Here is a 17,991-nt window from a genome sequence, read left to right on the forward strand (position 1 = left end):
ACGCCGGGCGCGGCGAAAGTTACCACCGTCACGGGAGTCCGCGCAAGCGGACTGAGAGGGCGGGTACGTCGCAAGACCCCGCCGACCGTTCGAACCTGATCTGGATCATGCCAGCGCAGGGAGGAAGCAGATGAGCACGACCTTCAAACCGCACGCCCAAGCGAACAGCCACAAGATCTACGTGGACGGTCCGGGCGGCATCCGCGTGCCGTTCCGGCAAATCCATCTCACCGACGGTGACGACTTCCGCGTGTACGATACGAGTGGGTTGCACAGCGACCCGGGGATGGACGTCGACGTCAGAGCGGGTTTGCCGCGCACCCGGGAGGCGTGGATCCGCGCGCGGGGCGACGTGGAGGAACTCGAGCGCTCCACGTCAGCCTACCGGCAGGCGCGCGAGGCCGAGCCTTCCCTGGACGCCATCCGCTTTGGACACTCGCGCCGTCCGCTGCGCGCCAAGGCGGGCCACAACGTCACCCAGATGCACTACGCGCGTCGTGGCGAGATCACGCGCGAGATGGAATTCGTCGCCGTGCGCGAGGGCGTACCGGCAGCATTCGTGCGCGACGAAGTGGCGCTCGGGCGCGCCATCATCCCCTCGAACATCAACCATCCTGAGTCGGAGCCGATGATCGTCGGGCGGAACTTCCTCGTGAAGATCAACGCGAACATCGGCAATTCGGCGATCGGTTCGTCGATCGAGGAAGAAGTCGAGAAGATGACCTGGGCGACGCGCTGGGGCGCCGACACGGTGATGGACCTTTCCACCGGCAAGAACATCCACGAGACGCGCGAGTGGATCTTGCGCAATTCGCCGGTGCCGATCGGCACGGTACCGATCTATCAGGCCGTCGAGAAGGTGCGCGGCAAGGTCGAGGATCTCACGTGGGAGATCTATCGCGACACGTTGATCGAACAGGCCGAGCAGGGCGTGGACTATTTCACGATCCACGCGGGCGTGCTGTTGCGCTACGTACCGCTCACCGCCAAGCGCGTGACCGGCATCGTGTCGCGCGGCGGAGCGATTCTGGCGCAGTGGTGTCTGAGGCACCATCAAGAGAACTTCTTGTACACGCATTTCGAAGAGATCTGCGAGATCATGAAGGCGTATGACGTCGCATTCTCGCTCGGCGACGGGTTGCGACCCGGTTGCACCGCAGACGCCAATGACGAAGCGCAATTCGCCGAGCTTGAAGCGTTAGGCGAGCTCACCGACCTCGCATGGAAGCACGACGTCCAGGTGATGATCGAAGGGCCCGGCCACATCCCGATGCACATGATCAAGGAGAACGTGGACCGCCAGCTCGCCGCGTGTCGCGAGGCGCCGTTCTATACCCTCGGGCCGCTTGTGACCGACATCGCGCCCGGCTACGATCACATCACGAGCGCGATCGGCGCCGCGATGATCGGATGGTACGGCACCGCCTTGCTGTGCTACGTGACGCCCAAAGAACATCTCGGGCTGCCCAACAAGAAAGACGTCAAGGACGGCGTCATCGCGTACAAGATCGCGGCGCACGCGGCCGACATGGCCAAAGGACACGCCGGCGCCCGCGCTTGGGATGACGCGCTTTCAAAGGCGCGCTTCGAGTTCCGTTGGGAAGATCAGTTCGCGCTCTCGCTCGATCCGCCGACGGCGCGCGAGTTCCATGATGAAACGCTGCCGGCAGAGGGCGCGAAGGTGGCGCACTTCTGCTCGATGTGCGGGCCGCATTTCTGCTCGATGCGCATCACCCAGGACGTCCGCGACTATGCGGCGCAGCTCGAAATCGAACAAGGCATGAAAGACAAAGCCACGGAGTTCCGGGAGAGCGGCGGCGAGATCTACATCCGGCGATAGCGCTCGCGAAAGCGGCCGTAGAGCCGCTTGAGATTGGCGAGCGGGGCGTCGTAGAACTCCTCGCGTGGGATGTCGATCCACGAGAGATCGATGGTGGTCTGCACGCGCGTCCAATCGCGCGCGTCGCCGATCGAACGCAGCGCGGGCTTTTCGGAGCCGTCGCTGCGCCACAGCCCGAAGGAACGCTCGTGCGCGACTTCGTCGAGCGGAGGCACGGTCCACAGACTGCGATCGTAGTCGGCGTAACACCACACCACGGCGCCGGTCGATCCGAAGCGGCGGAGTTGTTTGAGCGCCTCGCGGGTGTAGCGCGCGGCCGCCCGCTCGCTCAACAGCGGTACCGCAGCATGTGGTGTGCCTGGGCCCTCGGTCGGTGCGCCGAACTCTTCGAAAAGCACTTCCTGGCGCCCGAGCCAGCCCGTGATGAGCGTCAGGAACGGCAGCAACAGCGCATCGGTCGCTCCGCTTGCCCAGCTCGCATAGATGGGATAGCCGTGCATGCACAGGAAATCGCATGCTTGGGCAGCCTCGGCAGGCCCTAGCCGGCGATTTTCCTCGAGATCCTCCATGTGCAAGCCGATGGTGATCGGATGAACGGGGTCCGCCGCACGGATCGCTCCCGAGACCGCCTCGAGCCACGCGATGCCTGATTCGCGCGTCGCGGGGATCGAGCAGTTTGAGTTCTCGTTGCCGAGATCGTACGCCCATAGCGCGGGATGCGCGCGCAACGAGGCGGCGACCTCGCGCGCAAGAAGCACTTGCGCTTCGACGACGCCGGCATCGTCGAACCAGCTTCTGGGCTTTCCGTCCACGACGCGCCCGCCTGACACGATGCGAAAGCGTCCGGCCGGGCTGCCCGGCTCGATCGCCCACGCCGGCAGCCAATTGGCCCCGCTCATGTGACCGGTGAACAGCGTCGGAACCAGCGATAGGCCTTCGGCCGATGCGGCGTCGGCTACCGTCAAGAGCGATTCCAAAGCTGCGGGCGAAGCGAGCCCCGCCTGCGGCTGAAAGTCTTCCCACAGCAAGAAGATGCGGACGTTATCGAAGCCCGCCGCGCGGATGCGCGCGAAATCCCGCACGACTTCGGCGCGATCGAAGCGCCGCCACCAGTACATGGCGCTGCTCGCGGGCCAGTAATTGACGCCGAGCCGAAATTTCAAGGTCGGCGGCCGCCGGCGAGCGCGTGCCGGCGCAGAACCTCGGCATATGCCGCCAAATATTTGTCCACCATCTGCTCGCGGCTGAACCGTTCCTCGACGTAGCGCCGCAGCGCCGCGCGGTCGAGACGCTCGATCAGCGGAAGCGCTGCGAGCGCGCCTTCCACGTCGTCCACGATGAAACCGGTCTCGCCGTGGCGCACGATCTCGGGCACGGAACCGCGTCCGCGCGCGATGACCGGCGTGCCGCACGCCATCGCTTCGATCATCGACAGGCCGAACGGTTCGTCGAAGTTGACGAGGTGCAGCAGCGCATACGCTCCGCCGAGCAGTTCGTCACGCCGCTGCGCGTCGGCGGGCCCGAGAAAGCGCACCCGCACGCCATCCACGTGCGGCGTGACCTCGCGCTCGTAATAGTCCCGATCGTGCACGATGCCCGCCATGAGAAGCGGCATCCCGAAACGACGGGCGACTTCGATCGCTTCCGCAGCCCCCTTGTCCGGATGGATGCGCCCGAAGAAGAGCAGATAGCTGCCGCGCTCGCGGCGCAGCGTGAATTGTTCGAGCGCGATGCCATGATGGATCGTGGCGACGTAGTCCAGGCGCTCGCTGCGATCCGCGTCGCTGATCGCGACGTAGAACGCATGCCCGTTGTAGCGCTCGTAGACCGGCAGGATGCGCGGCGACGAGAATCCATGGATCGTGGTCAGCACCGGCGTGCGCACGAGCCTGCTGTACGAGAGCGGCAAGTAGTCGAAGTGGTTGTGGATCAGGTCGAACTCGTGCGCGCGCTCGAACAGGTTGGCGATGTGCAGACATTCCCACACCTTGGGCACGAGCGACGGATCTTCCGAATAGCCGCGCGGAACCACCGCCTCGAGCTTCGCGCGCGTGTCGGAATCGCCGGTCGCGAACAGCGTCACGTCCACGCCGCGATCCACCAAGCCTTCGGTGAGCAGCCAGACCACGAGCTCCCATGGGCCGTATTCCCGGGGCGGTACGCGCCACGAGATCGGCGCCAGCATCGCCACTCTCACGAGCGCTAGCTACGACAGGGGACGGGCGAACGCTTCCATAATGCGTGTCGTTCCGTTTCCCTTGAAGGAGGCAAGTCATGGGACGTAAGGTCATCGATTGTCGCGAACATCCGAGCGAGTCCAATTGCAGTCTGAAGATAGAAGGCACTGAAGCCGAAGTGCTCAGAGCCGCCACCGAGCACGCGGTGTCGACCCATGGTCACAAAGACACCCCCGAGCTTCGCGCGATGCTCAAGAGCGGCATGAAAGAGGCAGAGCCGGCGCGGGCATGAGAACGGATCTAAAGATCCGTTGCTACAAAAAAGAAAAAGCGCGCTCGCGAGAGCGCGCTTTTCGGCAACTAGTTGACGATCGAGATCAGCGGGCTTCCGGTCGGCACGTCTTGCTTGGTCGGATCGTAGAAGAGGATCACCTTCCCGTAGGTGTCGGTGATCTGCTTGACCACCTTGGCCGCCTCCGCTTTCGTCATATCCGGCATCTTGCCGTTGACCTTCGGAAGTTCGACCTTGTGCCAGTGCCAGCTGGCTTGCTCGGCTTTGGAGAACGTCTTGTAGATCGCCGGGCTGACGATGAATTCAGCGCCGACCATGCGCGCGTTGGCATCGTCGCTCTCGTACAGTTGGCACTCAGTCCAGCCGCCCCGGACCCCACGGCAAAAATGATGCGCATAGACCTGTTTGTTTCCCGGGAAATGACGCTGCGCGTCGATATGGATAGTCCAGCCTACGTTCGGGTACGCCTTCGCGGCCTGCGCGGCCGTGCTGTAACCGGTCGTGAACGCTGCGGTTGCGATGACCAGTGCGCCCGCAACGCACGCGACGAACATTCCTGTCGAAGACTTCACGAGTTTGCCCCCCCATCATAAAGCCGCCGACAACGAAAAAATGCCGGCGAGGCGCGATAAATTTGCCTGCTTCGAAAAAGTTTCCTTTTAGCCCGCCGCGGCGATTCGTTCCATGCCGTCCAGATACGGCCGGAGCACGGTCGGCACGCGCACGGCGCCGTCGGCTTCCTGATTGTTTTCGAGGATCGCGACCAGCGTCCGTCCCAACGCCAGCGACGTGCCGTTGAGGGTGTGCACGAACTCGGGTTTGGCGCGAGGCTGCGGACGAAAACGAATGCCGGCACGGCGCGCCTGAAAATCTCCGCAATTGGAGCACGAACATATCTCGCGATATGCGTCGTGTCCGGGCAGCCAGACTTCCAGATCGTAGGTCTTGTTCGACGCGAATCCCGTGTCGCCGGAGCACAGCACGACGATCCGATACGGCAGTTCCAGCGCTTGCAGCAGGCTTTCGGCTTGGCGCACGATTTGTTCGTGCCGCGCCGGGCTGTCCTCGGGAGCGCAGAGGCTGACCAACTCCACCTTTTCGAACTGATGCATGCGGATCAGGCCGCGCGTGTCCTTGCCCGCGGCACCGGCTTCTTGCCGGAAACATGGGGTGTACGCGGTGTAGCGCAACGGAAGATCGCTTGCCTCGAGGATCTCCCCGCGGTGCAGGTTGACGAGTTGCACCTCGGAAGTAGGCGACAAGAACAACGAGCCGTCCTCGAGCGAGAACATCGCGTCGGAGAACTTGCTCAAGTGGCCGGTCGCTTCGACCGTTTCCCGGTTGACGAGCAGCGGCGGATTGATCTCGACGAAGCCCGCGGCGACGTTGCGCTCGAGGAAGAAGTTGGCGAGCGCTCGGCTCAGCCTCGCGCCCGCACCCTTGAGCACCACAAAACGGCTTCGCGCGATCCGCACGCCGCGCTCGAAATCGATGATGCCCAGGCGCTCGCCGATCTCCCAGTGCGGCTTGGGTTCGAAGTCGAACGTCGGGATCGTGCCGCCGCGCCTGATCTCGACGTTCGCGCCTGCGTCTGCGCCGTCAGGCACGTCGTCGGCGAGAAGATTGGGGATCTGCGCGAGCAGCGCGTCGAGCCGCCCTTCAGTAGCCGCCGCTTCTTGTTCCTGGCGCTTGATGCGTTCGCCGAGCGCGTTGGATCGCTCGCGCAGCTTCGCAAGGACGTCGCCGCCTTGGTCCTTAGCTTTCGCGAACTGCGCGGAGAGCTGGTTGCGCTCGGCTTTGGCCGTGTCGATCGCCGTGACCACGGCGCGCCATTGCGCGTCGAAAGCGAGGGATTCGTCGACGACGTCTGTGGGAAGCTGGCGACGCGCGAGCGAGCGCCGCACGCGGTCCGGCTGCTCGCGGATGAGGTTCTTGTCGAGCACGCCGCGAGTTTGCGGGTCAGGACCGAAAGGTCCTGTTATTCTAGGCCGTCGCGAATTTCGGTTTGCCGCTGCCCGCCTCGCCGACGATGCGCTGCAACTCGCCCGGATGCGACGTGTGTTCAACGGCGGCGTCGTACGTGACCGTTCCGGCGGCGATAAGCTGTGCGAGGTTCTTCTCGAGCGATTGCATACCCAGAGCCGTTCCGGTCTGAATGGCGGTGGCCATCTGCGAAGGTTTGTTCTCGCGGATCATGTTGCGCACGGCCGGCGTGCCGAGCAAGACTTCCATCGCACACGCGCGGCCGGGCCCGTCGGCACGCGTAATGAGACATTGCGTGAAGACGGCCTCGATCGTCGCCGAGAGCTGCACGCGCACTTGCTCCTGTTGGTCCGTCGGAAATACGTCGATGATGCGGTTGACGCACTCCGCGGCCGACGTGACATGCAGGGTTGCGAACACCAAATGGCCGGTTTCGGCGGCGGAAATCGCGAGCTGAATGGTCTCCAAATCGCGCATCTCGCCGACGAGGATCACGTCGGGGTCTTGCCTCAGCGTGGAGCGCAACGCGGTGCTGATGGCCAACGTATCGCGGCCCACCTCGCGCTGGCTGATCACGGCCTGGTCGTTGTGATGCAGGTACTCGATCGGATCCTCGATGGTGACGATGCGGACCGCCCGATTGCGATTGATGTAGTCGATCATGGACGCCAGCGTCGTCGTCTTGCCCGAACCGGTCGGCCCGGTCACGAGCACGAGGCCGCGCGGCTTGAGGGTGATATCGGCGACGATTTTCGGAAAGCCCATCTCTTCGAGCCGCGGCGGGCGCGACGGAATGGCGCGGAACGTCGCGCTGAGCGAATCGCGCTGGTAACACGCGTTGACGCGGAATCGCGAGAAGCCTTTGATCGCGAGCGCGAAGTCAAGTTCGCGACGCTGTTGCAAGACCTTGAACTGATCGTCGTTCAGGATCGGGCGGATGAGCGCCTCGGTATCCGGGGGTTTGAGGATATCCGTGCCCATCTTGTGCAAGATGCCGTGTATGCGGATCGTCGGCGGGCTGCCCGACACTAAGTGCAAGTCGGACGCCTCTTGGGCCGACAATTGCGTGAGTAGCTCTTCGATGGTCGGAAACGGCATTCGTCACGTTCTCCCGCACGCAGCGACGAAAAGGTCGCGGCGGCTCAATTCCCTGAATATATGGGTTATCGGCCCCAAACGCCCCGTTCTGCAAGGAGGTCACCCACGAGAGTCTCTCATCCCACGTTGCGGCGCGTCTCCGTTGCGGAGGCGCTTGCGGCCATGGATCGATACCCGATCCGCGTCGCCCAGGCCGAATCGGTGGCTCTCGCGCTCGCCGAAGGCAGGATTCTCGCGGAAGACGTCGCCGCGGCGGAAGATGTGCCGCCTTTTGACCGCTCCCCGCTCGACGGCTTCGCCGTGATCGCCTCAGAGGTGGCATCTGCGACCGCACAGAGCCCGGTGAAACTCGCGATCGCGGGTGAAGTGCTCATGGGCAAAGCCCCGTCGCAAGCGCTGCGCCCCGGTCAGGCGCTGCGCGTGCCGACCGGCGGCGCATTGCCGGACGGCGCGACCGGCATCGTCATGCTCGAGGACACGCGTGAGAGCGGGAGCTATGTCGAGATCCTCGACGGCAGCGACGCCGCTGCGCAAATCGTCGCGCGCGGCAGCGACGTCAAGCGCGGGCAGATCTTGTTGGGACGCGCTACGGCGATAAGCCCGGCCGCGGTCGGCATGCTCGCAGGCGCCGGCATCGCGCACGTCAGCGTCTACGCGAAACCGGTTGTCTCGCTTCTGGTCAGCGGCGACGAGCTCGTTCCGCCCGGCGACTTCGCACTAGCCCCGGGAGAGATCCGCGACATCAACAGCCATTGCTTGAGCGCTGCGCTGCAAGCGATGGGCTTCGAGGTGCGCTTGCACCCGCGAGTAGCCGACGCACGCGAGGCGCTCGCGCGAGGCTTGGTCGACGCGCTCGCGACGTCCGACGCGGTCGTCATCTCGGGTGGTTCGAGCGTCGGCGACCGGGATTACACGCCGGAGGTCGTGGGCGAAGCAGGCGAGCCCGGCGTCATCGTACACGGAGTTCGGGCCAAGCCCGGCCGCCCGACGCTGCTGGCGCTGATCGGCGAGAAGCCCGTCATCGGGCTGCCGGGCAACCCGGTGTCCGCGCTCGTCATGCTCGAGACCTTGGGCAAACCGGTTTTGTTGCGCATGTTCGACAAACACGACAGCACATTGCCCGTCCGCGCGCGCCTTGCCGAGCCGATCGCTCGCGACCCGAAAGTCGAGCGACGCGTTCCGGTGAGCTTGACGCAGGCAGCCGACGGTCTGCTGGCCACGCCGCTGTTCGGCACGTCGGCGCAGATGCACATCCTGGGCATGGCCGATGCGCTTGTCGCGGTGGCGCAGGGCGAGGGTCGAATCGAAAGCGGCGCGTGGGTCGACGCCATGCCGTTCTCCCGCAGCGGCGGGATCAGCAGGGTCTGACGGGCATGCGCTACGGCATCGTCTCCGATGTGCACTCGAATCACGAAGCGCTCAAGGCGGTGATCCAGGAGCTCGACGAAATCGGCATCGATAGGCTGCTGTGCCTCGGCGACATCGTCGGCTATGGGCCCAATCCCAACGAGTGCTGCGATCTCTTGCGCGCGCGCGAGTGCCTGGCCATTTCCGGAAATCACGATGAGGCGGCGGTGTCGGGTTCCGGCGCGAATTTCTTCAACAGCGTCGCCAGAGAGGCGCTGGTCTGGACCCAGGGCGAGCTGACGGCGGAGAACCGGCACTACCTGTCCCAGCTTCCAAGAGAGCGCCAGTTCGACGGGTTTGACATCGTCCACGGATCGCCGGCTCAGGCCTTCGACTACATCATGGACGTGCGCGACGCTAAGCTGGCCTTCGAGTCGGTGTCGAGGCCATTGACCTTCGTGGGTCACAGCCACGTGGCGGAAGTGTACTACCAGGACGCGGCAGGCGGGACGTTCCAACAAAAATTGGCGCACGGCGGGCGAATCGAAGTGCTTCCCGAATACCGTTATATCATCAACGTGGGCAGCGTCGGCCAGCCCCGCGATCGCAACCCGCAAGCGTCGTTCGCCTTTTATGACGACGGCGCGCGCGCAGTTGAGATCCGTCGTGTCCAATACGACATCAAGGGCGTCCAGGAGCGCATCCTGCGCGCCCGTTTGCCGAGACAGCTTGGCGAACGGCTCGCACTGGGCGCTTAGCCGCACTCGGCTCCAAGACCGAACGAACCCGAAAGGATCTAATGAGAGCGTATCGTGTTGCCTTTGTTCTCGCCGCGCTCGCCCTGCTGTGTGGGCCGGCCGCCGGGCGCGCCCAAGCTGCGACGTCCGATCCCTACACCGATCGCTCGTTTTTGACGCACGTCAATGACGGCCTCAGCGCGTTTTACACCAAGAGCTTTGTCAAAGCTCAGATCGAGTTCAACGCGGCGCTTGCCATCGCGCCGGCGGACTCATTCGCGCTGTCGTTCATGAACGCCGCGGTGCGGAACATCGGCGCAGACGCCTTGACGCAGCTGGCCAACCAAGAAGAAGAAGACGCCGCCAAACATCCCAAGGACGCGCTGGCACAGACGCGCCTGGGCTATACCTATTTGTTCATGAGCCAGTTCATCACCGCGCGCGGACCCGACGCCCGCGACGCGCTGGCCGCTGCGATCGCGAGCGATCCCAACCTCGCCGCAGCGCACGTCGGACTCGGCATCTACCGGCTCGGGGAGAACTCGACCAACCGCGCCAAAGCCGAATTCCTCGCGGCGCTCGATCGCGCGCCTAAAGATCTGCTCGCGCGCGAATATCTTTCGAGCATCTATCAAGTGGACCTCAAAAACCCCAATCGCGCGCTCGCGTATCTGATCGATGTGCCGAACCTGATGCCGAACTATCCCGATGCCTTCTATCACCTCGGCTCGATCATGGACGATCTCGGTCAGTACGACGCGGCCATTAAGTATCTGAAGACCGCGATCGATCTCGACAAGGGCCACGTCGGTGAAGCCGGGCAATTCGGGCTGCCGCTGCTCGGTCAGGTATATCTCAAGATCCACAAGATCGCCGACGCCAAACAGGCCTTCGCCGAAGCGATCGTCTACGGCGAAGCGCCGGATTACTCGAAGGCGCAGCTGGACAAGATCAAACGCGGCGACATCAAATGACCGCAGCGGACACGCTGCAAGATGATCGGCGCTGCTTCGCGTGCGGTCCGGACAACCAAACGGGGCTGCAGATGCATTTCGACTACGAGCCGGACGTCGCGCGCTGCCGCGTGGTGCCAAATCCGAATTTCTCCGGCTGGTCCGACATGCTCCACGGCGGCGTGGTGGCCACACTCTTGGACGAAGCGATGGCGCACGCGGCGATCGCAGCGGGCGTGCGCGCGGTGACCGCGCGGCTTGAAGTGCGCTTTCGCAAAGCGGTCCCGATCGGCGCGCCGCTCGTGCTCGAAGGGAAGATCGTTGGCCGGCGCGGGAAGATGCTCGATGCCGTTGCCAGGCTGTCCGGAGAAGACGGCACGCTGTACGCCGAAGGCAGCTCGCGCTTCATCTCGCAATGAAGCGAGCGTCCGGCGCGGCGGGGGACGGCGTCAAGCAGATCAGCAGCAACCGGAAAGCCTTCCACGACTACCACATCACCGACAAGCTCGAGGCCGGGCTCGTGCTGACCGGCACCGAAGTCAAGAGCCTGCGCGTCAACGGCTGCTCGTTGACGGATGGCTTCGTTCGGGTTCGGGGGCGCGAGGCTTGGCTCGTCAACGTGCAGATTCCGGCCTACGGACAGGGAACGTTCTTTTCGCAGCACGAGCCGCGGCGCGATCGGAAGCTCCTGTTGCACGGCCGCGAGATCCAGCGGCTGGTGGGCACGTTGCAGGAAAAGGGCCTGACGCTCGTGCCGCTGCGCGCCTACTTCAAGCGCGGGCGCGCCAAGGTCGAACTTGGACTGGGACGTGGCAAACGACAATATGACAAGCGCGAGACGATCAAACAGCGAGAAGCGGAGCGCGAAGTCGCGCGCTTCGCGCGTCGCGGATCGTGACGCGCTCGTGGCCGTGGCCGCGCGCGCCGCGCAAGCCTGCGATCTGCTGGGCGTGCCTGAAGACGAACCCCGCCTCCTCGTAGCGTGCTCCGGAGGCTCGGACAGCGGCGCGACGCTGCTGCTGATCCGGCACGCTCGGGCCAACGCGCAGCTCTTCGCCTGCTACCTGGATCATGGGCTGCGGCCGCCCGCCGACATCAAACGCGACATCGCAGCGGTGCGCGCGCAAGCCCGCGCCAGCGATGCCCGAGTTCTTGTAGAGCGGCTCCAGCCCGGTGCGGGTCCGAACTCTCCTCGGCACGCCGCGTCGAGCACGTCGGTGGAAGCGCGCGCGCGCGAATTCCGCTACGAGACGCTCCTGCGCGTGGCGCGTGAGGTCGGCGCGCGTTTCGTGATCACCGGGCACCAGCGCGACGACCTGGTCGAATCGACATTACTGGCGTTGACGCGCGGCGCTGGGATCGACGGCGTTGCCGCCATGCGTCCGCGCCGGCGGCTTGGCCGCGGAGTGGATCTGGTCCGGCCCCTGCTGTGGGCGTCGAAGGAGCAGCTCGAAGCGGTGCTTGCGAGTCGGAACATTCCGCACGCTTTGGACGCCACCAACGCCGATCTTCGCCTGCGACGCAACAGCGTGCGCGCCCTGCTGCGCGAACTCGAAATGGTCGCGCCCGGCACGTCGGGCGCCATCGCCCGCGGCGCCGCGCTGCTGCGCGAAGATCAGGTGCTGCTCCAAGATCTCACCGCGCAAGCATGGCACGTCTGCCGCGCGAACGGCGGGTCTGAACTGTCGGTCGCCAAACTGCGCGCGCTTCCGAGAGCGATGCTGCGCCGCGTGATCCGCCACGCCGTCCGCGAAGTCCAAGGCAACGCTCGCGATTTTCATTTCAGTCACTGCGACGCCGTCGCGCGCGCGATCCTCGAACGGCGCGGCGGCAGGTTCCACGCAGGCGCGACGAGCATCGTGCTCTCCGCCGGCCGAATGATGGTCGACTCCAGCGCGCATGTCGCAAGGCCGGCAGCGCACGAACTGCTCGTGCCAAGCGCGCGAAGTACGAACAAAACGCCGTGGGGAACGTTGAGCCTAACCCACGGTCCGGCGCGCAAGGGTGCGCTGGCGCTGGACGCCAAGCAGTTTCCGCCGGGCACCAAGCTGCACGTCAGGCTACCTCGCGTAGGCGACAAAGTCGTTCCCGCCGGGCGCAGCCGGCCCGTGCCGCTCGCGCGCTTCTTGGCCAAGGCCGGCGTTCCCAATCCGCGGCGCGGCGCCGTACCGTTGCTCTGTAAAGGGGACACGATCGTCGCGGTGCTGGGGATGCGCCCCATGGAGCCCTACACGGCGCGCGCAGGGGGAAAGGTCCTCTCGGTCGCGTTGAACGCCGATAATAGTAAGGAATGAAACAAGCCCTGACGCGTGACGGAGAACTAGGCCAAGTCGTCTTCACCGCCGACGATATCCAGCGCGCCATCGCGCGCATGGCCGAACAGATCCGCACCGACTACAAGGGCGAACCGATTCTCCTCGTGGGCATCCTCAAAGGCGCCGTGCTCTTCAGCGCCGACCTCATGCGGGCGCTCGCCGACTACCCGGTATCGGTCGATTTCATGGTGGTCAGTTCGTATGGCACCGGACGCGAGGGAGCAGGCGACGTGCGCCTGCTCAAGGACCTCGATCGCAACCCCGCCGATCAGAACGTGATCATCGTCGAGGACATCGTGGACGAAGGCTTGACGCTTGAATACCTGCTCGGCAACCTCAAGAGCCGCGACGTCCGCAGCCTGCGCGCCTGTGCGCTCGTGAACAAGCCCTTTCACCGCAAGGTCGACGTCCGCGTCGATTATGTGGGATTGGTCGCACCCGACGCCTTCCTGGTAGGGTACGGTTTGGACTACCAAGAACGCTATCGCAATCTTCCATATATATGTAAACTTTCGACCTCGTAGAAGCGTATAAGTAAGCAAATGGCCAAATTCATCCGAAACGTGCTCATCTGGGTAGGACTGGCGGTGCTGGTCGCCCTCGCCATTGCCTACTTCAAGCCCAACCAAAGCCCCAAGGCGGTCGACTACACGACCTTCATCCAGCAGATCCAGCGCTCGCCTGAGTCGATCCACGACGTCGTCATCGGCGCGAACAACGAGGCGCGCGTCAAGATGACCGGTGATGCGGTGGAGACCGTGCAGCTTCCGGCCGGTTCGGCCACGGAGCTCACCGATCTGCTGCTCAAGAAGAACATCAAGGTGAGCGGCGACGGCAGCCAGGCCAACGCGTGGCCGACCTGGATGATCCTGCTCAATATCTTGCCCGTCATCTTCGTCATCATCATCTTCATGGTGCTCATGCGCCAAGCGCAGTCAGGCGGCAGCCAGGCGCTGTCGTTCGGACGCAGCCGCGCCAAGCTGCTCACCGAGAACCGCCCCAAGGTCACGTTCGCCGACGTCGCCGGCGTTGACGAGGCCAAGCAAGAACTCGCAGAAGTCGTCGAGTTCCTCAAGTATCCGAAGAAGTTCCAGAACCTCGGCGCGCGCATCCCGAAAGGCCTGCTCCTGCTCGGCCCGCCGGGCAGCGGCAAGACGCTGCTCGCGCGCGCGATCGCAGGCGAAGCCGGCGTGCCGTTCTTCTCGATCTCCGGTTCGGACTTCGTCGAGATGTTCGTGGGCGTGGGCGCGTCGCGCGTTCGCGACCTGTTCGATCAGGCCAAGAAGAGCGCGCCGTGCATCGTGTTCATCGACGAGATCGATGCCGTCGGCCGGCAGCGCGGCGCAGGCCTTGGCGGCGGCCACGACGAGCGCGAGCAGACGCTCAATCAGTTGCTGGTGGAGATGGACGGATTCGATGTCAACACCGGCGTCATTCTCATCGCTGCCACGAACCGGCCGGACGTGCTCGATCCGGCGCTGCTGCGGCCCGGCCGTTTCGACCGCCAGGTCGTCGTGGATCGTGCGGATGTGGTCGGACGGGCTCAGATCCTCGGCGTGCACTCGCGCAACAAGCCGCTCGCGCCCGATGTCAAGTTGGAAACGCTTGCCCGCCGTACGCCCGGATTCTCCGGCGCGGATCTCGAGAATCTGCTGAACGAAGCCGCGCTGTTGGCAGCGCGCCAGAACAAGACGCAGATCGATATGAAAGATTGCGAAGAGGCGATCGATCGCGTCGTGGCCGGACCGGAGCGCAAGAGCCGGATCATGAGCTCGCGCGAAAAAGAGATGGTCGCGTATCACGAGAGCGGCCATGCGCTGGTGGCCAAGTTGCTGCCCCACGCCGATCCGCTGCACAAAGTCACAATCATTCCGCGCGGCATGTCGCTTGGCATCACGATGCAGTTGCCCACCGAAGACCGCTACTTGATGATCAAGGCCGAGATCATCGATCGCATCATGGTGATGTTGGGTGCGCGCGCGGCGGAAGAACTCATCTTCCACGAGTCGACGACCGGCGCATACGACGATCTCCAGCGGGCTACCACCTTGGCGCGCAAGATGGTGATGGAGTGGGGGATGAGCGACAAGCTCGGTCCCATGGCGCTCGGCAAGAAGCACGAGCAGGTCTTCTTGGGCCGCGACATCATGGAGGAGCGCAACTACTCCGAAGAAGTGGCGAGCCAGATCGATATCGAGGTGCGCCTGATCATCGACACGTGCTACGCGAATTCGTACCACTTGCTCGAGACGAACATCGATAAGCTGCACCGCCTCGCAGAGGCGTTGCTCGAACGCGAGACGGTTGAAGGCGAAGACGTCGACCGTCTGCTGTCCGATGCGCCGCAGCTGGTCGCGCGCAAGACGCCCGAACCGGTCGCGCCCGAAGCCGCCGCGGCGGCCTCGCAGGCGCCGAAGGAAGAAAAGACCCGCGTCAAGCCGGGTGCGCTGCCCTTCCCTCCACCAGAACCCGCCTGATTCTGAGATTAACGTGAGCAACGGGCCTTCTACAAGGTCCGCTGCTACATCTCGGGCGAAATCAGTCAGTCCGCCTATGTTAAAATCCCTTTTGCTTGCCCCTGTCGCCGCGCTGCTCGCGGCGACGTTGTCATCCTCGGCACTCGCGTTGCCGCTCGCCCCGAACGAGACGCAGCTTAGCGACGGCCTCACCGTCGCCGCTCGTCATGCGACCGCTTCTCCCACCGTGGCGCTCGAAGCGTGGATCATCTGTCCGTCCAACGGCTACGACGGCGCGAAGCCGGGCATAGCGCGGCTCACCGGTCTGAGCATCGCAAGCACCAAAGTCGCCGGAGCATCTCTGCGCGACCTCGTGCGGCTCGAGGGCGGGCAGATCAGCGTCTCGATTTTTCCCGGCTCGACGGAGATCGCGATCGTCGCGCCGGCCTACGCGGCCGATCGCCTCGCCGATGCGCTCGTCGCCCGCGTCTTCCATCCGACCGTTGACGCGGCCGGCTTCCGCGATGCAAAGCTGCGCATGGCAGAGCAACAATTGCTGGCGTCTGGCAATCCGGCGTTGCTGCTGCGCGATGCGGTGTTCAACACGCTTTTCGTGAACGGGCCGTTTCACGCATCGCCTTTCGGCACGTCTTCGAGCCTGAAGGCGATGACGGGGGCCGACGTGCAGACCTTTGCGGGCCAAGCCTATCAGCCGGGGAATGCCATCGTGGTCGCGGTCGGCAGCGTCGACGAGCAGGCATTCCTGCGCAGGATCGCTTCGGCGGCTCCACCGGCGGGATCGGTACCCGCATTCCCAGCCTCGGCGCAGACCTCGCCACCGGCCCAGCCGACGATGAACGGCTTCGCCGATACGGCCGGTGTGGCGCTCGGCTGGGTAGGGCCGGCGGTCGACGACGAGCGCGCATCGACCGCAATGGATTTCATTTCGGACTACCTGACTCGGCCGAGCTACGGGCTCGTGGCCAAGGCGCTGCACACCTCGAATCCAGCCATCGAATTCTCCGGCCAATTCATCACGCTCCGGGGAGCCGGCGTGTTCTACATGAGCGCCTCCGCGGACAAGCTGCCGGTGCAGCTCACGGCTGACGCGATGCGAGCGGCGATGAAGCCGCTCCTCGACGGCCCCTTGCCGGGAGCGGAGTTCGCGCGCGCGCTCGATGCGTTCCGCACGCACACGCTTCGCGACGCGCAAACGCCGCAAGAGTTGGCGGACAACTATGGCTGGTATTTCGCGCAAGGTGCGCCGGCGTACACGCCGAGCGCCATCGACCCCGCGCTTTCGGGCGATTATTTCAAACGCGCCGCCGCGCTCACGCCCGACCTTATCTTTCGAACCGCCAAGACCTATCTCGCCGGCGCGCCTGCGACCGTGACCGTCGCGCCTCGGCCGACAAGTCAGACGACTACCGGCGACATGCCGCCGCAACGCGTGCTGACGCGCGGAGGCAGCATTCGATGAAGCTGCGCCACTGCTCGATCCTTTTCGCTGCGTTACTGCTGGTCGGCGCTGCTCCGCAGCCGGATACAAACGCGTCGTTCCCTGCCGCCGCGCGTAACGCGTTGCCGAACGGCGTCGTGATCGTTTCGGCGCCGCTTGCGGACTCGCCGATCGCGGGGGCGCAGGTCTTCGTGCCGGCGGGCCTCATGCAGCAGCCCGCGGGTCTGGCCGGCATCGCCGCGTTGACCGCGTCGGTCGTGCTGCGAACGCCCGTCGAGAGGGGCGCGTCGCTGACCGATCTCGCAGCGAACGCGGGTGGATCGGCGACCTACACCGTCGATCCCGAGTCCACGCGATTCTATATCGAAAGCCGCGCGGCCGATCTGCCCCGCCTCGTGCGCGATCTCGCGAGCGCTATCGCCAATCCGGACCCGGCTCAAATCCCGATGGCGCGCGCCGAGTTGGTGGATCAGGTTTCCGAGACCGCGAAGAGCCCTGTGCAAGTGGCTTATGGCATGGTTCGACAAGTGCGCTACCTCGGAACGGGCTTCGCGTTTCCGGACGGCGGTCGCGCTTCCACCCTTTCGCGCATGGCCGCCGCAGACGTGCAGCGTTTCGCCGAGAGGTATCGGCACGGCAACGGAACGGTGGTCGCGATCCTCGGAGCCGTTTCCGACAATAACGTCGCCGCCATCGGTTCGGCGTTCTCCGCCTGGCCGGCAGGCGCCGGCGCGCCGGCTCCCCAGCCCGCAGCCGTGACGCGCCAATCCCAGGTGATCTCGCATCGTAACGTCGAGTCGACGTGGCTGGCGCTCGGCTACGGCGCGCCCTCGCAGTTCTCGAAAGATTTTCCGGCGATGCTGGTCATCGAAGCGCTGCTCGGGCGCGGCGGTGACATCCACGCGTTGTCATTCGGGTCTGCGGGCGCCGCGATGGACGCTTTCGTCGGCACATTCTATCAATACGAAGCGCGTCCGGGCACATTCGTGATCTTCCTGAACGGCGACAGCGCTACCATCACGCAAGCGATGAGCGAGATGGAGGCCGGCGTCGCGCGGTTGCGCGGCGCGAACCTTCCCGCAGATCTGCTCTTGCGCGCCAAGCGCTTGGCGATCGGCGACTATCTCATGTCTGACTCGACCTTGTCCGATGCGACCTGGCTGCTCGGACGCTCGGCGATGTCGCCCGACGGCCTCTCCTTCGAGTCCGAATTGCCCGCGCGCATCGCGGCGGTGAGCGCAGCGGACGTCAAGCGGGTCGCGAAGCAGTATCTCGCGCGGGAAACCGTCGCCGTGGTCCTGCCGGTGGCCGAAAACCGCTAGCGCGACTAAAAC

Annotated in this window: 17 protein-coding genes and 1 riboswitch; of the genes, 12 read left to right on the plus strand and 5 right to left on the minus strand. The window is 64.8% G+C overall.

The window, feature by feature from the left end; translation table 11 throughout:
- Positions 1–20 precede the first annotated feature (20 nt).
- Positions 21–140, plus strand: a riboswitch (TPP riboswitch).
- Positions 131–1,840, plus strand: coding sequence for a phosphomethylpyrimidine synthase ThiC (gene thiC, locus VN934_08375; protein ID HXM18818.1), 1,710 nt, complete (start codon positions 131–133; stop codon positions 1,838–1,840). It overlaps the preceding riboswitch by 10 nt.
- On the opposite strand, the gene VN934_08380 is transcribed toward thiC, so the two are convergent.
- Both VN934_08380 and VN934_08385 read right to left on the minus strand, forming a co-directional pair.
- Positions 1,825–3,003 (minus strand): hypothetical protein, encoded by a 1,179-nt coding sequence (locus VN934_08380; protein HXM18819.1) that lies wholly within the window; start codon positions 3,001–3,003, stop codon positions 1,825–1,827. The two genes, thiC and VN934_08380, sit on opposite strands and share 16 nt — an antisense overlap.
- Positions 3,000–4,025 carry a glycosyltransferase family 4 protein gene (locus VN934_08385; GenBank protein HXM18820.1) on the minus strand — a complete coding sequence of 342 codons (1,026 nt, stop codon included), beginning with the start codon at positions 4,023–4,025 and terminating at the stop codon, positions 3,000–3,002. The genes VN934_08380 and VN934_08385 overlap by 4 nt, the downstream gene beginning before the upstream one ends.
- Before the next feature lie 89 nt (positions 4,026–4,114).
- Here VN934_08385 and VN934_08390 point away from each other — a divergent pair, with 89 nt between their 5' ends.
- Positions 4,115–4,309, plus strand: coding sequence for a DUF1059 domain-containing protein (locus VN934_08390; GenBank protein HXM18821.1), 195 nt, complete (start codon positions 4,115–4,117; stop codon positions 4,307–4,309).
- A 68-nt stretch (positions 4,310–4,377) separates the two neighbouring features.
- On the opposite strand, the gene VN934_08395 is transcribed toward VN934_08390, so the two are convergent.
- The 3 genes from VN934_08395 to VN934_08405 all read right to left on the minus strand — a co-directional run bounded on the left by VN934_08395 (position 4,378) and on the right by VN934_08405 (position 7,390).
- Entirely contained in the window at positions 4,378–4,881 is a 504-nt protein-coding gene (locus VN934_08395) for a DUF1264 domain-containing protein (GenBank protein HXM18822.1), read from the minus strand.
- 87 nt (positions 4,882–4,968) lie between these two features.
- Positions 4,969–6,252 (minus strand): serine--tRNA ligase, encoded by a 1,284-nt coding sequence (gene serS / locus VN934_08400; GenBank protein ID HXM18823.1) that lies wholly within the window; start codon positions 6,250–6,252, stop codon positions 4,969–4,971.
- Between the two features lie 40 nt (positions 6,253–6,292).
- The gene (locus VN934_08405) at positions 6,293–7,390 is read right to left on the minus strand and encodes a type IV pilus twitching motility protein PilT (protein ID HXM18824.1); all 1,098 of its coding nucleotides are present in this window, start codon (positions 7,388–7,390) and stop codon (positions 6,293–6,295) included.
- 126 nt (positions 7,391–7,516) lie between these two features.
- On the opposite strand from VN934_08405, the gene glp reads away from it, so the two are divergent.
- The 10 genes from glp to VN934_08455 all read left to right on the plus strand — a co-directional run bounded on the left by glp (position 7,517) and on the right by VN934_08455 (position 17,979).
- On the plus strand, positions 7,517–8,758 hold the full coding sequence (glp, locus tag VN934_08410; protein HXM18825.1) for a gephyrin-like molybdotransferase Glp: 1,242 nt from the start codon (positions 7,517–7,519) through the stop codon (positions 8,756–8,758).
- Positions 8,707–9,495, plus strand: coding sequence for a metallophosphoesterase family protein (locus VN934_08415; GenBank protein HXM18826.1), 789 nt, complete (start codon positions 8,707–8,709; stop codon positions 9,493–9,495). The genes glp and VN934_08415 overlap by 52 nt, the downstream gene beginning before the upstream one ends.
- Positions 9,496–9,536: 41 nt before the next feature.
- Positions 9,537–10,448 carry a tetratricopeptide repeat protein gene (locus VN934_08420; GenBank protein HXM18827.1) on the plus strand — a complete coding sequence of 304 codons (912 nt, stop codon included), beginning with the start codon at positions 9,537–9,539 and terminating at the stop codon, positions 10,446–10,448.
- Positions 10,445–10,846 (plus strand): PaaI family thioesterase, encoded by a 402-nt coding sequence (locus tag VN934_08425; protein ID HXM18828.1) that lies wholly within the window; start codon positions 10,445–10,447, stop codon positions 10,844–10,846. Before VN934_08420 ends, VN934_08425 begins: the two co-directional genes overlap by 4 nt.
- Entirely contained in the window at positions 10,843–11,325 is a 483-nt protein-coding gene (gene smpB, locus VN934_08430) for an SsrA-binding protein SmpB (protein HXM18829.1), read from the plus strand. Before VN934_08425 ends, smpB begins: the two co-directional genes overlap by 4 nt.
- A gap of 7 nt (positions 11,326–11,332) precedes the next feature.
- Entirely contained in the window at positions 11,333–12,721 is a 1,389-nt protein-coding gene (gene tilS, locus VN934_08435; protein HXM18830.1) for a tRNA lysidine(34) synthetase TilS, read from the plus strand.
- A complete protein-coding gene (gene hpt, locus VN934_08440) occupies positions 12,718–13,266 on the plus strand; it encodes a hypoxanthine phosphoribosyltransferase (protein HXM18831.1) in 549 nt (182 codons plus the stop codon). The genes tilS and hpt overlap by 4 nt, the downstream gene beginning before the upstream one ends.
- A gap of 18 nt (positions 13,267–13,284) precedes the next feature.
- The gene (gene ftsH, locus VN934_08445) at positions 13,285–15,219 is read left to right on the plus strand and encodes an ATP-dependent zinc metalloprotease FtsH (GenBank protein ID HXM18832.1); all 1,935 of its coding nucleotides are present in this window, start codon (positions 13,285–13,287) and stop codon (positions 15,217–15,219) included.
- Between the two features lie 76 nt (positions 15,220–15,295).
- Positions 15,296–16,678, plus strand: coding sequence for an insulinase family protein (locus VN934_08450; GenBank protein HXM18833.1), 1,383 nt, complete (start codon positions 15,296–15,298; stop codon positions 16,676–16,678).
- Positions 16,675–17,979 carry a pitrilysin family protein gene (locus VN934_08455; protein HXM18834.1) on the plus strand — a complete coding sequence of 435 codons (1,305 nt, stop codon included), beginning with the start codon at positions 16,675–16,677 and terminating at the stop codon, positions 17,977–17,979. Before VN934_08450 ends, VN934_08455 begins: the two co-directional genes overlap by 4 nt.
- Positions 17,980–17,991: the final 12 nt, after the last annotated feature.

The organism is Candidatus Tumulicola sp., assembly GCA_035601835.1.
Lineage (GTDB): Bacteria > Vulcanimicrobiota > Vulcanimicrobiia > Eremiobacterales > Eremiobacteraceae > DATNNM01.